The organism is Rhizobium sp. KDH_Rht_773_N, assembly GCF_052946295.1.
The window spans coordinates 4,319,382-4,337,802 of the sequence record NZ_CM129525.1; the positions used below are offsets into that span (position 1 = coordinate 4,319,382).

Genomic DNA, 18,421 nt, shown 5'->3' on the forward strand with positions numbered 1-18,421 from the left:
CGGTCTTGCGTCTAAATAGATGATATGTCATCTATTGCTATCCCATCGATATTCCCATGACCGACGATACGATCACAACCTCATTCGGGAGCCTCGTCTCCCAGACCGCGCGCTACTGGCGCCGGGTCGCAAACCAGCGCCTGCAGCCTTTCGGGCTGACGGAGGCGACATGGCTGCCGCTGCTGCGCATCGCCCGATCGCCGACCCCGATGCACCAGAAGGCGCTGGCGGCCTCGCTGTCGCTCGACAATTCCTCGGTCGTGCGGCTGCTCGACAATCTGGAAAAGGCGGGGCTGGTCGAGCGGCGGGAAGGCGAGGACAGGCGCGCGAAAGAAATCCTGCTGACGCAGGAGGGCAGCAGGACCGTGGAGGCGGTCGAACGCGTGGCGCAGGGCATCCGCGAGGAAGCACTTGCCCTTCTCCCGCGCGAAGACATCGAAACCACATGGCGCGTGCTCGGCCACATCAGCGACGTGCTTGCCCGACAGCTCGAGGAGCCAGAACAGTGAATTCGCATCCCGGCCCGATGATTGAAGCCCGGCCGCCTGGCGCAAAGCTTCACATACCGATCTGGCTGCTCGGGCTCATCACCTTCAGCGGCACGCTCGCCATGCATATTTTCGTGCCGGCCCTGCCTGCGGCGGCAGCCGATCTCGGCGCTTCGATCGGCGAGATGCAGCTGACCGTCAGCCTCTATATCTTCGGCCTTGCGGTGGGCCAGCTCGTCTACGGCCCGCTATCGGACCGCTACGGCCGCCGGCCGGTGCTGATGAGCGGGCTCGTGCTCTATACGATGGCAGGCGTTGCGGCGCTGGTCTCGCCCGGCGTGCATGCCCTGATCGCGGCAAGGCTCTTTCAGGCTCTCGGCGGCTGCGCCGGCCTGGTCATTGCGCGGGCCATCGTGCGCGACACGTCAAGCCCCGACGAAACGGCCAAGCGGCTTGCGATCATGAACCTCATGGTCACGGTCGGGCCGGGCCTTGCACCGATCGCCGGCGGGGCGCTTGCGGCCACGCTCGGATGGCGTTCGATCTTCGTGGCGCTCTGCGTGCTCGGCATCGTCAACCTGCTGCTGACATGGCGCAAGGTGCCGGAGACCGGCGCGCGCAACGCCGAGGCATCGGTGACGTCGCTCAGCCGCGATTATCTCGGCCTGCTCGCCTCGCGCTCCTTTGTCGGTTACGCCATCGGCGGCGGCTGTGCGACGACGTCCATGTATGCGTTTACGGCATCCGCGCCCTTCATCGTCATCAACGAACTCGGCCGCCCCGCAACCGCAGTCGGTCTCTGTCTGGCGCTGCTGATCTTCGGCTACTGGATCGGCAGCATGATCGCCACGCGGCTGATCGGCCGGTTTGCGATGAAACGGCTGATGGTGATTTCCAATCTCGTCAGCATCGGCGCCGCACTGGTCTTTTTCGGCTTGGCGGCAACGGACCATTTGACGCTGCTGCCGATGATGAGCTCGATCATGGTCTATACGATCGGCGCCGGCGTTGCCTCGCCAAACGCGCTGACGCTGGCCGTCAGCGTCAATCCGAAGGTCACGGGTTCGGCTTCCGGTCTTTACGGATCGACGCAGATGGCGGTTGGAGCCGTCTGCAGCGCGCTCTCGGGCATCGGCGGCGATCCGGGCCTTGCGGCAGCGACCGTCATTCTCGGCGCGAGCGTGCTGGCGCAGATCTGCTTCTGGATTGCCGTCACGTCAGGAAAGGTCAGGCGAGCAGATCTGGCCGCAGAAGCATGACCGGGCAGGCGGCCCCCGCCGGCAGTTCCGGCGCATGCGGCGGACGGATGATGAGGCAGTCCGAATAGGCGAACGTCTTCATCATCGACGAATCCTGCTTGTCGAAGGGTTCGGCCAGCCAGCCGCCGGTCGCCGATTTCGAAAGCCTGGCGCGCACGTAATCCTGCCTGTGGTCGTTGGCGCGCAATGCGACGCCGGCTTCCGCCATGACCTCGCGCCGGACCGGCGGCAGCGAGGCAAGCTTGCGGATCAGCGGCTCGAGGAAGAGCAGCGAACAGACGAGGCTGGAAACGGGATTGCCGGGCAGGCCGAGCACATGTGTCTTGCCGAAGGTGCCGACCATCAGCGGTTTGCCGGGGCGCATGGCGATGCGCCAGAAATCGAGCTGCATGCCTGCCTCGATCAGCGTCGCCTGCACCAGATCATGGTCGCCGACCGAGGCGCCGCCCAGCGTGACGATCACATCGACGCTCGCGCTGCGCGCCCTGTCGATTGCCGCCGATATCTGCGCCTTGTCATCGGGCACGATGCCGAGATCGAGCACATCGGCGCCGGCCCTGCGGGCAAGGGCCGCAACGCCGAACGTATTGGAGGCGATGATCTGCGACGGGCCGGGCGTGCTTCCCGGCGCCAGCAGTTCGTCGCCTGTCGCGAGGATGGCAATCCGCGGGCGGGCCAGCACCTCGACCTCGGGCCGGTTCATGCCGGCAGCCACCGTCAGCCGCGAGAAATCGAGCACGGTGCCGGCCGGCAGCACGACTTCGCCCTCGGTGAAATCCTGGCCGCGCGGGCGCACATGCTGGCTCTGCCGCACCGGGAAATTCGTCCTGATGCCGCCTTCGATCTTTTCCGCGTCTTCCTGCAGCAGGACGCTGTCGGCGCCTGACGGAACGGGCGCGCCGGTGAAGATGCGCACAGCCTCGCCCTGGCCGACGCTTCCGGCAAAACCGTGGCCGGCAGACGAGGTGCCGATGACCTTGAGCACGGCGCCCGGCTCCGGCGCGTCTTCACGGCGCAGGGCATAGCCGTCCATGGCCGATGCGTCGAAGGGCGGCTGCGTGAGGCCGGCCGTCAGATCGGCGGCCAGGACGCGGCCTTCGGCGGCTGCCAGCGGCAGCCTTTCCGACATGGTAACGGGCCTTGCGCTGGAGAGCAGCCGGCTCAGAGCCTCGGCGACCGGTAGAAGGTTCATCTTGCCTCCGGATGGCGGAAATCGCCCGACTTGCCGCCGGATTTTTCGAGCAGGCGGACGCCGCCGATCTCCATTGCCTTGTCGGCGGCCTTGGCCATGTCGTAGATCGTCAGGCACGCGACGGAGACGGCGGTCAGCGCTTCCATTTCCACACCGGTCTTGCCGGTGAGCTTGGCGGTCGCGGTGACGCGCAGGCCGGGCAGGGCGGCGTCTTCCCCGATCTCCACCGTGACCTTCGTCAGCATCAGCGGATGGCAGAGCGGAATGAGATCGGCGGTGCGCTTGGCAGCCATGATGCCGGCAAGGCGGGCGGTGCCGATGACATCGCCCTTTTTCGCATTGCCTTCACGGATCAGTGCCAGCGTTTCCGGCGCCATCTTCACATGGCCCTCGGCGGTGGCGATGCGCACGGTCTCGGCCTTGTCGGAGACATCGACCATATGCGCCTCGCCGGCGGCATCGATATGGGTAAGGCCGGGCTTTTCGCCGCTCATGTCATTCGGCCGCAATGGCGGCTTCGCCAAAGAGCAGCGCGCGGGTGGCGGCCGCCACGTCGTCCTTGCGCATCAGGCTTTCGCCGACGAGGAAGGTGTTGATGCCGGCGGCCTGCAGGCGCTTGCAATCCCCGTTGGTGAAGATGCCGCTTTCGCCGACCAGCAGCCTGTCTGCCGGAACCATGGCCGCCAGCGTCTCGCTGACCGTCAGGCTGACCTCGAAAGTGCGCAGGTTGCGGTTGTTGATGCCGACGAGCGGCGAGGAAAGCTTGAGTGCCCGCTCCATTTCCGGCGCGTCGTGAACTTCGACCAGCACGTCCATGCCGAGCGAGAAAGCTTCGTCCTGCAGACGTTCGGCATCGTCGTCGCTCAGCGAGGCCATGATGAGCAGGATGCAGTCGGCGCCCCAGGCGCGGGCCTCGTGGACCTGATAGGTCTCGAACATGAAATCCTTGCGCAGAGCGGGCAGGGCGCAGGCGGCACGGGCTGCCGTCAGGAATTCCGGCGCACCCTGGAAGCTCGGCGTATCGGTCAGCACCGAAAGACAGGCCGCACCACCGGCCTCGTATGCCCTGGCGAGAACAGGCGGATCGAAATCCGGGCGGATCAGGCCCTTGGAGGGGCTTGCCTTCTTGATCTCGGCGATCAGGCCGATCTCGCCGGCATCACGCTTGGCGACGAGCGCCTTGCGGAAGCCGCGCGGCGCCGACTGGCCGGCCTGCATGGCCTTCAGATCCGCAAGCGGGGTCCTTGCCTTGGCGGCAGCGATTTCCTCACGCTTGTAGGCTTCGATCTTCTTCAGGATATCGGTCATGAGACGATCCTAGTCGATATCGTTGGAAACGGCGACGAGTTTGTCGAGTGCGGCGGCCGTCGCGCCGCTGTCCAGCGATTGCGTTGCGAGCTTCATGCCGTCACGGATCGTCTCGGCCTTGCCGGCAATGACGAGCGAGGCGGCGGCATTTGCGAGCGCGATATCGCGGTAGGCGTTCCTGGCGCCGGCAAGCACGTCGCGGAGCGCGGCCGCATTGACGACGCCGTCGCCGCCCTTGATGTCGGCGAGCACGCAGGGCGCGACGCCGAAATCGGCCGGGGACAGTTCGAAAGTGCGGATCTGGCCGTTCTCGAGCGCTGCGACGCTGGTCTTGCCGGTCGTGGTGATCTCGTCGAGACCGTCGCCATGCACGACCCACACGCTTTCGGAGCCGAGATCGCGCATGACCTCGGCGAGCGGCACGACCCATTGGGGGGCGAAGACGCCGAGAAGCTGGCGCTTGACGCCGGCAGGATTGGAGAGCGGGCCAAGCAGGTTGAAGATCGTGCGCGTGCCGAGCTCGACACGCGTCGGGCCGACATGGCGCATGGCCGAATGATGCTGCTGCGCGAACATGAAGCCGACGCCGGCCTCGGCAATGCAGCGCGAGATCATGTCCGGGGTGACTTCGAGGTTGACGCCAAGTGCGGCAAGGCTGTCGGCGGCGCCGGATTTCGAACTCAGCGCCCGGTTGCCATGCTTGGCGACCGGAACACCCGTGCCGGCGACGATCAGCGCCGCCAGCGTCGAGATGTTGTAGGTGCCGCTGGCATCGCCGCCGGTGCCGACGATATCGATCGCGTCGGCGGGCGCCACAACCCGCAGCATCTTGGAGCGCATCGTCGTAACGGCGCCGACGATCTCGTCGACCGTCTCGCCGCGGACGCGCAGGGCCATCAGGAAGCCGCCGATCTGCGAAGGCGTTGCCTGGCCGGACATCAGGATATCGAAGGCCTGGCGGGCCTCGTCACGGGTCAGGGGCTCGCGGCTTGCTGCCTTGGCCAGAAGCGGCTTCAGATCGGTCATGCGTCGCTTCCCCCTAGCGGACGGTCGCCTGTTCGGCGAGGTTCTGGTTCACCGTTACGCCGTACTGGCTCTGCAACAGATTGACCATCTGATCCAGAATGTCATCACCGGCCTGATTTGCAATGGTGGCGATCTGCTGGTCGCGGTTGTTCAAGGCATCGGTCGTCGGCTCGGCGTTGACCTCTGTCACCTTGAGCAGGATCTGCGTGCTCGGATCGGCGCCGACAGCCGCCGCGACGGTGTCGAGGGGGCCGGAGAAGGCGGCGTTGATACCGGCGCGACCGAGAACGGGATCGTCGGTCGAGCGGGTAAAGCCGCTCTTGGTTTCGACGGCGATGCCAAGCGGCGCGGCGATATCGGCAAGCGAGGTGCCCTTCTGCGCCTCGGCCTTCAGCTCGTCCGCCTTCTTGGCAAGCTCGGCCTTCTGCTGCTCGGCCGTCCAGTCCTGAACCGCCTTGTCACGCACCTCGGCAAGCGGACGTTCACGCTCCGGCATGACGTCGCGCACGTCGAACCAGACATAACCGTCATTGCCGACGGCGATGGCTGTGGCATCGGCACCGACATCGGTCTTGAAGGCCTCCGGCAGAAGCTGCTGCTGGGCCGGGATATCCTTGACCGGGTTGCCGTCCTTGTCGGCGCCCGTCATGTCGACGGCGTCGATGACGACGGCCTTCAGCTTGAGCTGGCTGGCGATTTCTTCAAGGGAGGTGCCGCCGGCGCGCATGTCCTCGATCCGGTCATGCACGTTGATGACTTCCTGCGAGGCATTGGCGAGCGAAAGCTGCTTGCGGAGCTCTTCCTTCACCTCGTCGAAGCTCTTGGTCGTTTCCGGCTTGATGTTGGTCACGCGCAGGATGACCGGGCCGAAGGTACCGTCGACGACAGCCGTGGTGCCGCCGTCCGTCTTCACCGCGAAGGCGGCGTCGGCCACGGCCTGGTCCGGAACCTTGTCCTTGGTGAACTCGCCGAGCAGCACGTCGCCTGCGGTCTTGCCCTGGTCGGTGACGAGCTGGTCGAAGCTCGTGCCGGTCTTCAGCGCGCTTTCAGCCGCATTGGCGAGATCCTTGCTGGCGAAGGTGAGCTGTTCCAACGTGCGGCTTTCCGGCGTCGTATAGGCCGCCTTGGCCTTGTCGAAAGCTTCCTTGATCTGGTCGTCGGTGACGGTCGCCGGATCGGCAATATCGTCGGGCTGAAGCTTGAGATAGGCGATCTTGCGGTATTCCGGCGCGCGATAGCGCTGCTTGGCGTCTTCGAACCACTTGGAGAGCACATCGTCGGCCGGCGCCTTGATCGGCTCGATATTGGCGTTGGTCAGCAGCAGGTAATCGACGCTGCGGCTCTCGTTGCCGTAGAGCTTCAGGGCGTTGACGAGCGTCGCCGGCGCCTGGAAGCCGTTGGCGACGGCTTCGATGATCTGGCTGCGCACGGCCTGCTTGCTGCGATCCTTGATATAGTCGTCTTCCCGGATGCCGGCATTGCGCAGGCGCGAGGTGAAGAGCGAGCGGTCGAACTGGCCGTTGAGGGCCTTGAAGGCCGGATCGTCACCGATCAGCTGGGCAAGGCGGTCTTCCGAAAGACCGAGCCCCATATCGTCTGCAAGCTGGTCCAGCGAGGCGCCGGCCAGAAGCTGGGCGAGCACCTGCCGTTCAACGCCCCAGGCACGGGCCTGTTCCGGCGTCAGGCGCGTGCCGAACTGCTGGCCGATCTGGGCAACCTGGCGCTGGTAGGCGAGGCGGAATTCATTGACGTCCACATGCTGGTCGCCGACGGTGACGACCGTCGTGCTGCTGCCGCCGCTTATCAGCTCGCGCGACACGCCCCAGATGCCGAAGGAGGCGACGAGCAGGAGCAGGAGCAGCTTGGCAACCCAGGTCTGAGCGGCTCTTCTCAGAAGATGGAACATGGAAACGCAAACCTCGCATTATCATTGGCCCGGAAGGGCAGACATTCGTCGTTCCATAAAACAAAGCTGCGCGGAAATGAAGGCTTGTCGCACGAAAAGCTTGCAGGGTCCGCACACGCCTTCGCGAGGCTTGCGCGAGAGACAAAAGATGCCGGATTGCGGAACCTTTCCAGCCTTCATGTCGTTGAAGCGGCATTCCATCAAACAGGAGCAGACCATGGCCGAACTGAAAACCGCTTCCGCCGAATCCACCGCTGCGCGCGTCAAGGCGGAAGTTGCCGCCGAAGATCTGTCCGCGCAGGTTGCTGCGCTGCGCGAGGACCTGGCCCGCCTTTCGGAGAGCGTGATCGCGCTCGGGCAGGGCGCCAGGACCGCAGTGGCCGACGAAGCCTCCGTCATGACCGAGCGCGTGCGCGACAAAGTGCGTGAAGAGCCATTGACGGCGATCGCCATTACGGCGGGTGTCGCCTATCTCTTCGGCCTTCTCAGCCGCCGGTAGACGAAAAAAGCCGGACGCGTGGCGCCCGGCCTTTCAGTCTTTGCCGACAATCTTTTCCGTGTCAGGTCAGCGGCGGACGAGGCGTCCGAGCGCGATCAGGATACATGCCCCGACAAAACCCGTGATCAGGTATCCGAGCCAGCCGGTCAGCGGCTGGATATTGAGGATAGCGAGAATCCAGTTGGCGACGATCGCGCCTATGATGCCAAGTATTATGTTCATGAACACGCCCATATTGCTGTGCATGAACTTCTCCGCCAGCCATCCGGCGAAACCGCCGATAATGATGGCTGCAATCCAACCTACACCTTCGTTTTCCATAGCAAGCTCCCTCCTGGGAAAAACGAGGGATTAAACGCGCACAACCGAAAAAAGTTCCGCCAGGGCAGCGACTTAGCGATGTCGGGGGATAGGCAGGATGTCGGGCGCGGCAAAGGCGCGAGCGGCGATCCGCAATATCAGGCGACAAACCCTTTCGCGGCGGCACGGAAAGAGTGTTTTTCGATGAAAATGCGCGGGCGCAAGAAAGACCAATAAAAGTACAGGCAACGGTAAAAACAATCCGAGATTTCGCGCCTCCCTTTACGCAGGATTAACCTAACCTGACGTCAATTCATGGCTAACAAAGTCTCAAGAAGATTGATTCATCGACCTTGCTGTTTCTCGTATTTCAGGCCGCATATGTCTTCTATCAACACCAATTACTCCAGCATTGCGGCGTTACAAACCCTCCGCTCCGTGACGGCGGATCTCTACTCGACGCAGGACAGAGTTTCGAGCGGCCTGCGCATCGCGAAGGCGTCCGACAATGCGGCCTATTGGTCTGTCGCAACCACGATGCGCATGGACAACAGAAGCCTTTCGGCAGTGTCCGACGCGCTGGGTCTCGGCGAGGCGCTGGTCGATACGAGTTCGTCGGCTCTCGCCTCGATCGTCGACATTATCGGCGACATGAAAGCCAAACTGATTGCGGCAACCGAAAAGAGCGCCGACAGGACAAAGATCCAGGAGGAACTCGATGCGCTGAGCGGCAGGCTTGTGGCCACGGCCGGGTCAGCCTCCTTCTCCGGCGAGAACTGGCTGAACACCGATATTTCCGGCCTCGATGCGATGAGCAGATATGACAAGAGCATCGTTTCCGCCCTCCTTCGCGGGGCCGACGGCAGCGTCGGCGTGGGGACGACCGATGTCGACCTGACGCAGCTGACGCTTTTCAACTCGACCGGGGGAGGGCTGCTGCAGGCCGACGAGAAATCGCTTGGCCTTATCGGCGGATTGAGAAATGCCGACTTTGTCGGAACCGGCCAAAGGGGCTTCAGTCTCTTCTGGTTCTTCGGCCCGAATTTCCTGCCCGACCCAAGCACCGCCGCCTTCACGGTAACGGACAGCATGACCTTCGATCTCACGGTCGACGGTGCGGAGACACGCAGGGTCACGATCGACAAGAACACGATCGACTCCACTCTGGGCACGAGCAACGGCATGATCAACACCGCCGACGATCTTGCCGCGGTCATCCGCGCGGCCATGTCCAACATGAGCTGGTCGCCGGGCGGCGTCGTTGCCTCCGCGGGGGAACTCATCTTCACCAGCGGCGAAATTCCGGGCGCCAGCCAATCGAGCATGGTCGTTTCGAACGTGAATTCGACGGTTGCCGGCGGCTATAATTTCGGGCTCGGCGCTCCGCCGGCCCAACGGCAGGACGGTACGGTCGCGAGCTATCCGTTCACATTTGCCGGTCCCTTCTTCGTTCATCGCGACGTCAAGTTTTCCTTCAGCGTGCAGGCCAACAGCGGGCCTGTGAAAAACGTGACCATCGACCGAAACCTCGTCGATAGCGTCCTCGGCACCAGTGACGGGAAGATCAATACCGCCGGCGACTATGCGCGCGTGCTGAGCGCCGTGCTTGCCGGAAGCGGCGTGCAGGTTGCCGCGGCAGGCGCCGATATCGTCCTTCAGGCGGATCCGGCGCTCTATCCCGACAAGGGGGCAACCCGATCGGCAATTCATCTGTTCGGCGTCAGCGACAATATCGGCTTTGCCCCCAATTTCGACATTACCGGCATCGATATCACAAACCCCGCCAACGACCTGCAGAACTACATCGGCGGCATCGACATGATGGATCAGAAGGTCATCCGGGCCGCGAGCTATCTGGGCGATATCGGCAAGCGCCTCAACATGCAGGACGATTTCGTCGATACCCTGCAGGATTCCGTCGCAAGCGGCATCGGGCGGCTTGTCGATGCCGACATGGAAGAGGAATCCTCGCGGCTGACGGCCCTGCAGACCCAGCAGCAGCTCGCCCGGCAATCGCTGTGGATCGCCAATGGCGCGCCGCAGAACGTGCTCACGCTGTTCCAGTAGGACGGCCCGGCCTCATCCGAGCCGAAGGCACACATCCCGTTCAATCGTCGCCAATCCGGCAGGTCTGGAAGAACGCATTGCCTTATCCGGCAAGCTGCGCCACCTTCTGCGCCATGGCGAGCGAGGCAGTGAGGCCAGGGCTTTCTATTCCGTAGAGCGCCAGATAGGCGGGATGACCCGTCTGTTGCGGCCCCTGGATCACGAAATCACCGCCGCCGCCGGCGTCCGGTCCGGCGATTTTCGGACGGATGCCTGCATAGGCAGGTTGCAGCGCACCGTCCGCCAGATCGGGCCAGTAGCGGCGGATTGCGGAATAGAATTTGTCGGCACGGATCGGATCGACGTCATAATCGATCGCCTCCACCCATTCCACGTCGGGACCGAAACGCGCCTGGCCCGCAAGATCCAGTGTCAGGTGCACGCCGAGGCCGCCGGGTTCGGGAACCGGGTAGATCAGCTGCGTCGCGGGCGCGCGGCCCGTCAGCGCGAAATAGCATCCCTTGGCATAGTGACGGGGCGGGATCGTGCCCGCATTCAGGCCCAGCAGGCTCCCGGACAGCGCCCATGCGTTCAGACCGGCGGCATTCACCACAAGCCGCGCTTCGATTATGGCCGGATCGCGGCCGCCGACGGAAAGGCGAACCCTGTCCGCAACCAATTCGCCTTCGACAACGGGAGAATTGCAGACGACGGCTCCGCCATTGGCCTCGATATCGGCCGTGTAAGCCTGCATCAGGCCGTGACTGTCGATGAGCCCCGTCGAGGGAGAGACGAGCGCTGCGAAGCCTCGGATCTGAGGCTCCCTGCGGGTCAGCTCCGCCGCATCGATGAGATAGCAGTCTTCCACGCCATTTGCGCGAGCCTGCCGGGAAAGCTTTTCGAGGTAGCCAAGTTCCGCCTCGCTTGCGGCAACGACAAGCTTGCCGCAATTCCTGTGCGGGACGTTTCGCAGCCGGCAATAGTCGTAGAGCCTGTGCTTTCCGGCCACGCACAGTTCTGCCTTCAAACTGCCGGTGGCATAGTAGAGCCCGGCATGGATGACCTCGCTGTTGCGGGCCGACGTGACGCTGCCGGTCGTCGGCTCCGCTTCGAGAAGAACCACTTCGCGGCCGCCCATGGCAAGTTCGCGCGCCACCGCAAGCCCCACGACCCCACCGCCCACGACGACGCAGTCGAGGTCCAGTACCTCCGCCATGCAACTCCCCTCTCGTCGTCCGGCTGCGGGGAGGGGTCTCCGGCCGAATTTCAGCCCGCCCCGACAACGCAATCCGGCTCTCGGTATCGTCGGCCGAGCCTAGCTCAAATCCGAGCGGCAACGAAACAGGATTCGGCGAGAGCAGCCTGAACTGATTCCATCGGATTAGCCGATGCAGATCCGGCCCGCCAACGGTGAGAACACGCATTTTTTCAGGAGCTTATGGCGGAAGAGGTGGGATTCGAACCCACGGTGCGGTTTCCCGCACGCCGGTTTTCAAGACCGGTTCCTTAAACCACTCGGACACTCTTCCATCGATTGATCTGGCTGGTCATTGCCGGAAGAAGTCCGTTCTTGACGAAGACTGCCTGCCTCGACCAACAAATCGCGGTTCGGCAGGCTTTATAGCGGTTCGCCCTCCAGCGTCAACGTGCTCCGACGTGTCGAACGGCAATTGAGCGGATAAACTGCCCCGATCGCCCGGCGTTGCGGCTGGCGCCGGCCTCGGCTGTCGCTTGAGATCTTCAGCCCTGGAAGAGGTTGAGGATGTTGCGCGGCGCGCTGTTGGCGATCGACAGCGACTGCACGGCGAGCTGCTGCCGGGTCTGGGCGGCGCTGAGGCGGGAGGATTCCTCTTCCATATTGGCGTCGACCAGCCGGCCGATGCCGCTGTCTATGGATTCGCTCAGATCCCTGGCGAAGGATGCCTGCATGTCGATGCGCTTGCTGAGCGAACCGAGCGTCGCGCCGACGGCAATCATCTGTTTCGTCATGCTTTCCACGGTCTTCAGCATATCCTCCAGCTCCGCCGTCGTCGTGGAATTGTCGAGGGTGATCTCGACGGAGGAGGCCGGTACGGTCGCTCCCTTCAGCAGGATATAGTTCTTGGCCGCACCGGCCTGGAATGCGAAGGCCCCGCTGGAGAGAATTCCGTATTCGCCGGAACCGCCGTTATCGACGAAATACTGGACGTTCGTATCCGTGAGCGGCGGCGGCGTATTGATGGGATAGGTCATCATCGCCAGCTGCACGCCGCCATTGCCGTCGCGCACGAAGGAGCTGACGATCTGCTTGTCGTTGGAATCGTCGCCCGTATCCCAGACCAGCCAGCTTTCGCCGTTGAAGGATGCGGATTCGATCGTCGATCTCAGCTGCTGCTTGAGCTGGGTGAGTTCCTCGTCGATCTTGGTCTTGTCGACGCCCTTTTCATGGGCCGCGACGATCTTCGACTTGATCTCGGACATGACATTGATGGAGGAGGAAACCGCGGTATAGGCGGTATCGACTACCGCGCTGCTCATGCCGAGCGCATCCTGAACGGCCGATATCGCCTTGTTGTCGGAGCGCATGGTCGTTGCGACGGACCAGTAGGCGGCGTTGTCCGCTGCCTTCTCGACACGCAAACCGGTCGAGACATGCCGCTCGGTCGTCTGCAGGCTTGCGTTGACGGACCTGAGGCTCTGCAGGGCAGCGATTGCGGATGTATTCGTATTGATCGATGTCATGCGGCGCCTTGATCGGAAACTGAGGCTTCTCATCCTCTGGAATCGACGCGTCATGCATCTTGACAGAACGCAATCATTTCCGCGGCATCCTTAACGGGACGTTACCTGCCTTACGCAACTATTTATAAAGACAGGAGGAAATGTCCCGTTGCGGGACAGTATGACGGCGGCGCACCGAACAGGCTGTCGCGAAAGAAAGCGTCGGGGTCGCGCAGTAAAACCGCCGCCATCTCGTTCCCGCACAGGTTAAAATCAACCAAACATTAACCATAAGCGTTAGAATTCGACCTATCGTCGCGAAATCGTTCGCAAATTCGCCACGATATCCACAAGATTAAAGTCTCGTTAGGCAGGCAGGGCATAAGGCAACTCCAACTCATTTAAAAACGAGTTCCTTAACCATATTAGTCTTTGACGGCGTGGGGCATATGAAACTGAATTACGGGGCGGCGTCTTTCGCAACGGCGGCACGGTGGCTGGCGGTATCGGCCATGTGCGCAACTGTGGCGGCCTGCGGCACGACACAGGCGGTTCCCAAGAAGAAATCCCACGGCAAGGAATATTTCTCCGAGAGCGAATATGGCGTCAAAGCCAGCCCGCGCGTTGCCACCGGCAACAATATCCCCAAGGGCGGCGGCCGCTACATGGTGGGTGATCCCTATGTGGTGAAGGGCAAGATGTATTACCCCAAGGAAGACTATTCCTATAACAAGGTGGGTATCGCTTCCTGGTATGGCTCTGCCTTTCACGGCCGCCTGACGGCGAACGGCGAAGTCTACGACCAGATGCACCTTTCAGCCGCGCATCCGACCTTTCCGCTGCCGAGCTATGCGCGCGTGACCAATATCGAAAACGGCTCGTCCATCATCGTGCGCGTCAACGATCGCGGGCCTTATCACGAAGGCCGCATCATCGACCTGTCCAACAAGACTGCCTCCATGCTCGACCTCCAGCACAGCGGCACCGGCAAGGTGCGCGTGCAATATGTCGGCAAGGCGCCGCTCGACGGCCACGACATGCCCTATCTGATGGCCTCCTATATTCCGAAGGGCAGCCGCATTCCGGGCATTTATCCGGGTGAGGGGCAGATTGCGACCGGCGTCATGGTCGCCTCCAACAGCAAGAAGATCACCGGCGACCAGCTCCAGAGCCTCGGCGACTATTCCGATCCGTCGCCCGCCAACGTGCCGGTGCCATTCTCCTCGACCGCCTATGCGGGCAATACGCCGAGCGCGAAGTATAATGCGGCTCCGGCTCTCGCGCCCGTGCCGATGCAGGCGCCGGCCGGCGGTCATTTCCTGACCCCGCCGCCGGCCTACAATGCCGCGCCGGCCATGGAACAGATGGTCGTCCTGCCGGACATCGGCCCCGTTCCCTACGAGCGGCCGAACGGCTGGTCGAAGGGCGCCTCGCTTGCCATGAACTATCAGGAAGAGGCGGTCACGGTGAAGGTTCCGCTCGCCTTCGACGCCGTGATGGTGCGCAACGACGGGCTGACGCAGGAATCCATCCTGGCCTCCTTCAAACGTCAGAACGGCGGCAGTGCGAAGGCGCGATAAATCGCACAATAAAGTGTAATTGCATCGGCTTCCGGCTCGCTTTACCCTCCTGAATCAATCCGCACGATCAATGGGAATTGCGATGTTGAAGCCGCTGCTTCGCCTCCTTGCATGCCTGCTCCTGCCCGCTTCCGCGGCCCTTGCCGCAGAAGGCACCGAGGCCGGTTTCGTCACCAAGGCCGCACAGGCCTACATGATCGAAGCCTCGACCGGAACGGTGCTTCTCGCCAAGAACGAGAACCAGGTATTTGCGCCTGCCTCGCTTGCCAAGCTGATGACGATGGATCTCGTTTTCGATGCCGTCAGCAAGGGGCAGATTTCGCTCGATACCGAATATCCCGTCTCTGAATATGCCTGGCGCACGGGCGGCGCGCCTTCGCGTGCGGCCACGATGTTTGCGGCATTGAAATCGAGGGTTCGCGTCGAGGACCTGATCAAGGGCGTGGCGATCCAGGGCGCCAATGACGGCTGCATCATCCTTGCCGAGGGCATGGCCGGCAGCGAAGACCAGTTCGCGGCCTCGATGACGCGGCGCGCTCGCGATCTCGGCATGGACAAGGCCGTCTTCGGCAATTCCACCGGCCTTCCCGACGGCAAGAGCAAGGTGACGGCCAGGGAACTGGTGACGCTCGCTGCCGATCTGCAGACATCCTATCCCTCTCTCTATTCCTATTTCGCCCAGCCGGATTTCGAGTGGAACAAGATCTTCCAGCGTAACCGCAATCCGCTGCTCGGCATGGATCTCGGCGCGGACGGCCTGGCGACCGGCTTTACGGAAGGGGAGGGCTATTCGATCGTCGCCTCGGTGCAGCGCGACGGACGGCGGCTCTTCGTGGCGCTTGCGGGCATCGCCTCCGACAAGGAGCGCACGGAAGAGGCCAAGCGCGTGCTGGAATGGGGGCTGACGGCCTTCGAGAGCCGGCAGGTCTTTGCCGACAAGGAAGTCATCGGCGCGGCAAGCGTCTATGGCGGCACGGCGCGCACCGTCGATCTCGTCGCCAAGGCGCCGGTCAGCGTCTATGTTCCGATCAACAATCCGGACCGGCTGGCCGCCCGGATCGTCTATCACTGGCCGCTGACGGCGCCCGTGAAGGCCGGCACGGAAGTCGGCACGCTGCGCATCGTATCCGGCAACAGGATGCTGCGCGAAGTGCCGCTCTATACGGTGCAATCGGTGGAAGTCGGCTCGCTCAGCAGCCGCGCGGTCGACGCGCTGCTCGAGCTTGGCGAATCGCTGTTCTTCTCGTGGCTCTGGGATACGTCCGAGCAGAGCTGAGCCGAACATTGTTGCCGCAATTTGCCGGGGAAGGTGAATATGTCGCCGCGGCAAAAGGTTTCGTTCCGCACTATCTTCGGATAGATAGAGGATGAGCGCGGCGCTCAGAATGCGGGAAAGTGTCATTGTCGTCCGGTACAGGATTGTTCGTTACGTTTGAAGGCGGAGAGGGCGCGGGCAAGTCCACGCAGATCCGCCGCCTCGCCGAGGCCCTTCGAGCCGAAGGCCATGACGTGCTGCTGACCCGGGAGCCGGGCGGCTCACCGGGCGCCGAAGCGGTGCGCCACGTGCTGCTTTCGGGTGCCGCGGAAGCCTTCGGGACCCGCATGGAGGCGATCCTCTTTGCAGCCGCCCGCAACGACCATGTGGAAGAGGTCATCCGGCCGGCGCTTTCCAGGGGCAAGATCGTGCTCTGCGACCGGTTCATGGATTCCTCGCGCGTCTATCAGGGCGTTACCGGCAACCTGGAGCCGGAATTCATCGAGACGCTGCAGCGCATCGCCATCAACGGCGTGGTGCCCGACTGCACGCTGATCCTCGACATTCCCGCCAAGCTCGGGCTGGAACGCGTTATCAAGCGGAATACCGGCGGCCCCGACCGTTTCGAGAAGGAAACGCTCGAAACGCACGAGAAGCGGCGCGAAGCCTATCTCGACATCGCCGCGCGCGAGCCGGAGCGCTGCCATGTCGTCAATGCCGCGCAGCCGGAAGAGGCGATTGCCGCCGACATCCTCGCCATCGTCAGGCAATTGCTGGAACCGGCCGCCGCAGAGCGGATGCCGGAAGCGGCCCATCATGAGTGAGGAAAGGCCCGGACTGCTCGACGGCGCCATCTGGCCGGCCGAGAACACGAAGCTTTTCGGCCATGACGAGGCCGAGGATTTTCTGGCGCAGTTCTACCGCTCCGGCAAGGGCCATCATGCGATCCTGATCGAAGGCCCGGAGGGCATCGGCAAGGCGACGCTCGCCTTCCGCTTCGCCAATCATATCCTGTCGCATCCCGATCCCGCCAGCGCGCCAGAGCGCATTGCCGATCCGGACCCGGCCTCTGCCGTCAGCCGGCAGATCACCTCGGGCGCCTCGCACAATCTCCTGCATCTTGCCCGCCCGGTCGACGAGAAGACCGGAAAGGTCAAATCGGCGATTACCATCGACGAGGTGCGCCGCGCCGGCAAATTCTTCTCGCAGACATCAGGCACCGGCAACTGGCGTATTGTCGTCATCGACCCCGCCGACGACATGAACCGCAATGCCGCCAACGCCATCCTGAAAATCCTCGAGGAGCCGCCGAAGCGGGCGATGTTCCTCGTCCTCTCGCATGCGCCGGGAAAGCTGCTGCCGACGATCCGCTCGCGCTGCCTGCCGCTGAAACTTTCGCCGCTTGACGACAACGCGCTGGTCGCAGCCCTTTCGCATCTCGGCATCCAGGGGGAGGGGCAGGCCCTGCTTTCGGCCGCCAAGGGCAGCGTCGGCGAGGCGCTGAAGCTGCTGAACTATGGCGGCGGCGAGATCATCCAGGCCTATAACGACGTCCTGTCGTCCGAGGGGCCGGCGGCGCGCAAGGCCATGCACAGGCTTGCGGATGCGCTTTCGGGCAAGGAAGCCGATACGATCTTCGATTTCTTCGTCAGCCATGTCGGCGACGACATCATGAACCGCGCGCGCCTTGCGGCCGGCGGGGGGCAGATCGCGGCGGCCGAGCGCCTGGCGCGGCTCTATTCCGAAATCACCGGGAAGCTGACCGTCTCCGACGCCTATAATCTCGATCGCAAGCAGACGATCATGGAAGTGCTCTCCGACATCAAGCAGCCGCGCGCCTGAAGCGTGCTCGACATGCTGGTCGCCTGGGTTGCCCGGTCAGCCGGCCAGCAGCTTCCAGGCGACGATGGTCAGCGTGACCGCCAGCACGATGCGGATCGTGCGCTCGTGCAGTTTCGGCGCAAGCAGGCTGCCAAGCACGATTCCGGGAATGGAGCCGACCAGCAGGGCCAAGAGCATTGCCCAGTCGATCTCGCCGATGAACCAGTATCCCATGCCGCCGACAAGGGTGAGCGGTACGGCGTGGACGATATCGGAACCGACGATCTCGCGCACGTCGAGCCGCGGATAAAGCACGAGCAGGATCGTGACGCCCATGGCGCCTGCACCGACCGATGTCAGGGTCACGAGCACGCCGAGAACGATGCCGAGAACGACGGTGAAGAAGGCGATGGTCGCCGGCTTCGGCGGCATGCGCTCGCCGATCGCCCGGCGGGCGAATGCAAGGATCTGGCTGCGGAAAACGAGCATGATCGCGGTCATGACCAGCAGCCAGCCGAGTGCCGTCGTGATGGAGCTGGTGACACCGATGCTCTTGCGATCGACACCGGCCATAAGCCAGAGCATGAGGAGGGCGGCCGGGACGCTGCCGGCGGCAAGGCTGCCGACGATCCTCCAGTTGACACGCCCATGCATGCCGTGAACCGCGGTGCCCGCCGTCTTGGTGATCGCCGCATAGAGAAGATCGGTTCCGACGGCGGTTGCCGGATGCACGCCGAAGAGAAGCACGAGCAGGGGCGTCATCAGCGAGCCGCCGCCGACACCGGTAATGCCGACCAGCGCTCCCACCATGAGACCGGACAGGGAATAAAGAGGCTCGAACGTCAAATATGCGCCTCCGACGGCGCGCGGCCCTGACGACTGCAGATCAAGAAAAATGGCACTTCGCTTCTGTCCCGCCCTGTTGCGGCACAAGGGGTAGATTGCGTCAGAACGCGAGTCAAGTTCACGACTGAGTGTCCGCGAAATCGTCGGCGGCTGCCAAACTTGATGTTTCGCTTACCCGAGACATGCGCTAAGAGC

General features: G+C 63.2%; 17 protein-coding genes and 1 tRNA gene. 8 read left to right on the top strand and 10 right to left on the bottom strand.

Translation table 11 applies throughout. From position 1 onward, the window contains the following. Nucleotides 1-56 precede the first annotated feature (56 nt). The gene (locus tag ACU8HS_RS21455) at nt 57-509 is read left to right on the top strand and encodes a MarR family transcriptional regulator (protein WP_113499089.1); all 453 of its coding nucleotides are present in this window, start codon (nt 57-59) and stop codon (nt 507-509) included. Then, complete coding sequence (locus ACU8HS_RS21460) at nt 506-1,747, top strand: multidrug effflux MFS transporter (protein WP_447015160.1); 1,242 nt, start codon at nt 506-508, stop codon at nt 1,745-1,747. The genes ACU8HS_RS21455 and ACU8HS_RS21460 overlap by 4 nt, the downstream gene beginning before the upstream one ends. Here the strand turns inward: ACU8HS_RS21460 and ACU8HS_RS21465 are convergent. The 5 genes from ACU8HS_RS21465 to ACU8HS_RS21485 are packed head-to-tail and all read right to left on the bottom strand — an operon-like array spanning nt 1,716 to nt 7,179. Further along, nucleotides 1,716-2,939, bottom strand: coding sequence for a molybdopterin molybdotransferase MoeA (locus tag ACU8HS_RS21465; protein WP_447015161.1), 1,224 nt, complete (start codon nt 2,937-2,939; stop codon nt 1,716-1,718). The genes ACU8HS_RS21460 and ACU8HS_RS21465 overlap by 32 nt on opposite strands. Continuing rightward, nucleotides 2,936-3,433, bottom strand: a complete 498-nt coding sequence (gene moaC / locus ACU8HS_RS21470) for a cyclic pyranopterin monophosphate synthase MoaC (protein ID WP_112567825.1) — start codon at nt 3,431-3,433, stop codon at nt 2,936-2,938. Before moaC ends, ACU8HS_RS21465 begins: the two co-directional genes overlap by 4 nt. Before the next feature lies 1 nt (nt 3,434). Beyond that, complete coding sequence (gene trpC / locus ACU8HS_RS21475; protein ID WP_112758005.1) at nt 3,435-4,247, bottom strand: indole-3-glycerol phosphate synthase TrpC; 813 nt, start codon at nt 4,245-4,247, stop codon at nt 3,435-3,437. A 9-nt stretch (nt 4,248-4,256) separates the two neighbouring features. Then, the gene (gene trpD, locus ACU8HS_RS21480; protein ID WP_112757751.1) at nt 4,257-5,273 is read right to left on the bottom strand and encodes an anthranilate phosphoribosyltransferase; all 1,017 of its coding nucleotides are present in this window, start codon (nt 5,271-5,273) and stop codon (nt 4,257-4,259) included. A 13-nt stretch (nt 5,274-5,286) separates the two neighbouring features. Continuing rightward, the gene (locus ACU8HS_RS21485; protein ID WP_447015162.1) at nt 5,287-7,179 is read right to left on the bottom strand and encodes a SurA N-terminal domain-containing protein; all 1,893 of its coding nucleotides are present in this window, start codon (nt 7,177-7,179) and stop codon (nt 5,287-5,289) included. Nucleotides 7,180-7,396: 217 nt separating this feature from the next. Here ACU8HS_RS21485 and ACU8HS_RS21490 point away from each other — a divergent pair, with 217 nt between their 5' ends. Beyond that, nucleotides 7,397-7,678 (top strand): hypothetical protein, encoded by a 282-nt coding sequence (locus ACU8HS_RS21490; RefSeq protein WP_112568271.1) that lies wholly within the window; start codon nt 7,397-7,399, stop codon nt 7,676-7,678. Nucleotides 7,679-7,744: 66 nt separating this feature from the next. Here the strand turns inward: ACU8HS_RS21490 and ACU8HS_RS21495 are convergent, their stop codons facing one another. Beyond that, nucleotides 7,745-7,999 carry a GlsB/YeaQ/YmgE family stress response membrane protein gene (locus ACU8HS_RS21495; protein ID WP_112567833.1) on the bottom strand — a complete coding sequence of 85 codons (255 nt, stop codon included), beginning with the start codon at nt 7,997-7,999 and terminating at the stop codon, nt 7,745-7,747. Nucleotides 8,000-8,359: 360 nt separating this feature from the next. Here ACU8HS_RS21495 and ACU8HS_RS21500 point away from each other — a divergent pair, with 360 nt between their 5' ends. Further along, nucleotides 8,360-10,045, top strand: a complete 1,686-nt coding sequence (locus ACU8HS_RS21500) for a flagellin N-terminal helical domain-containing protein (RefSeq protein ID WP_447015163.1) — start codon at nt 8,360-8,362, stop codon at nt 10,043-10,045. 82 nt (nt 10,046-10,127) lie between these two features. Here ACU8HS_RS21500 and ACU8HS_RS21505 read toward each other — a convergent pair whose 3' ends face one another. From ACU8HS_RS21505 to ACU8HS_RS21515, 3 genes are all read right to left on the bottom strand, one after another. Next, nucleotides 10,128-11,240, bottom strand: coding sequence for an NAD(P)/FAD-dependent oxidoreductase (locus ACU8HS_RS21505; RefSeq protein ID WP_447015164.1), 1,113 nt, complete (start codon nt 11,238-11,240; stop codon nt 10,128-10,130). A gap of 223 nt (nt 11,241-11,463) precedes the next feature. Then, nucleotides 11,464-11,553 (bottom strand) — tRNA-Ser (locus ACU8HS_RS21510). Nucleotides 11,554-11,764: 211 nt separating this feature from the next. Further along, nucleotides 11,765-12,745, bottom strand: coding sequence for a flagellin N-terminal helical domain-containing protein (locus tag ACU8HS_RS21515; protein WP_112567841.1), 981 nt, complete (start codon nt 12,743-12,745; stop codon nt 11,765-11,767). A 428-nt stretch (nt 12,746-13,173) separates the two neighbouring features. Here ACU8HS_RS21515 and ACU8HS_RS21520 point away from each other — a divergent pair, with 428 nt between their 5' ends. The 4 genes from ACU8HS_RS21520 (at nt 13,174) to ACU8HS_RS21535 (ending at nt 17,401) form a co-directional block, all read left to right on the top strand. Next, complete coding sequence (locus ACU8HS_RS21520; protein WP_447015165.1) at nt 13,174-14,304, top strand: septal ring lytic transglycosylase RlpA family protein; 1,131 nt, start codon at nt 13,174-13,176, stop codon at nt 14,302-14,304. A gap of 82 nt (nt 14,305-14,386) precedes the next feature. Further along, nucleotides 14,387-15,580: a D-alanyl-D-alanine carboxypeptidase family protein gene (locus ACU8HS_RS21525; RefSeq protein WP_112567845.1), complete on the top strand. Its 1,194-nt coding sequence runs from the start codon at nt 14,387-14,389 to the stop codon at nt 15,578-15,580. A gap of 125 nt (nt 15,581-15,705) precedes the next feature. Then, nucleotides 15,706-16,383 carry a dTMP kinase gene (gene tmk / locus ACU8HS_RS21530; protein ID WP_112706194.1) on the top strand — a complete coding sequence of 226 codons (678 nt, stop codon included), beginning with the start codon at nt 15,706-15,708 and terminating at the stop codon, nt 16,381-16,383. After that, nucleotides 16,376-17,401 carry a DNA polymerase III subunit delta' gene (locus tag ACU8HS_RS21535; protein ID WP_447015166.1) on the top strand — a complete coding sequence of 342 codons (1,026 nt, stop codon included), beginning with the start codon at nt 16,376-16,378 and terminating at the stop codon, nt 17,399-17,401. The genes tmk and ACU8HS_RS21535 overlap by 8 nt, the downstream gene beginning before the upstream one ends. A 36-nt stretch (nt 17,402-17,437) precedes the next feature. On the opposite strand, the gene ACU8HS_RS21540 is transcribed toward ACU8HS_RS21535, so the two are convergent. Continuing rightward, nucleotides 17,438-18,226 (bottom strand): sulfite exporter TauE/SafE family protein, encoded by a 789-nt coding sequence (locus tag ACU8HS_RS21540; RefSeq protein WP_112567851.1) that lies wholly within the window; start codon nt 18,224-18,226, stop codon nt 17,438-17,440. Nucleotides 18,227-18,421 lie beyond the last annotated feature (195 nt).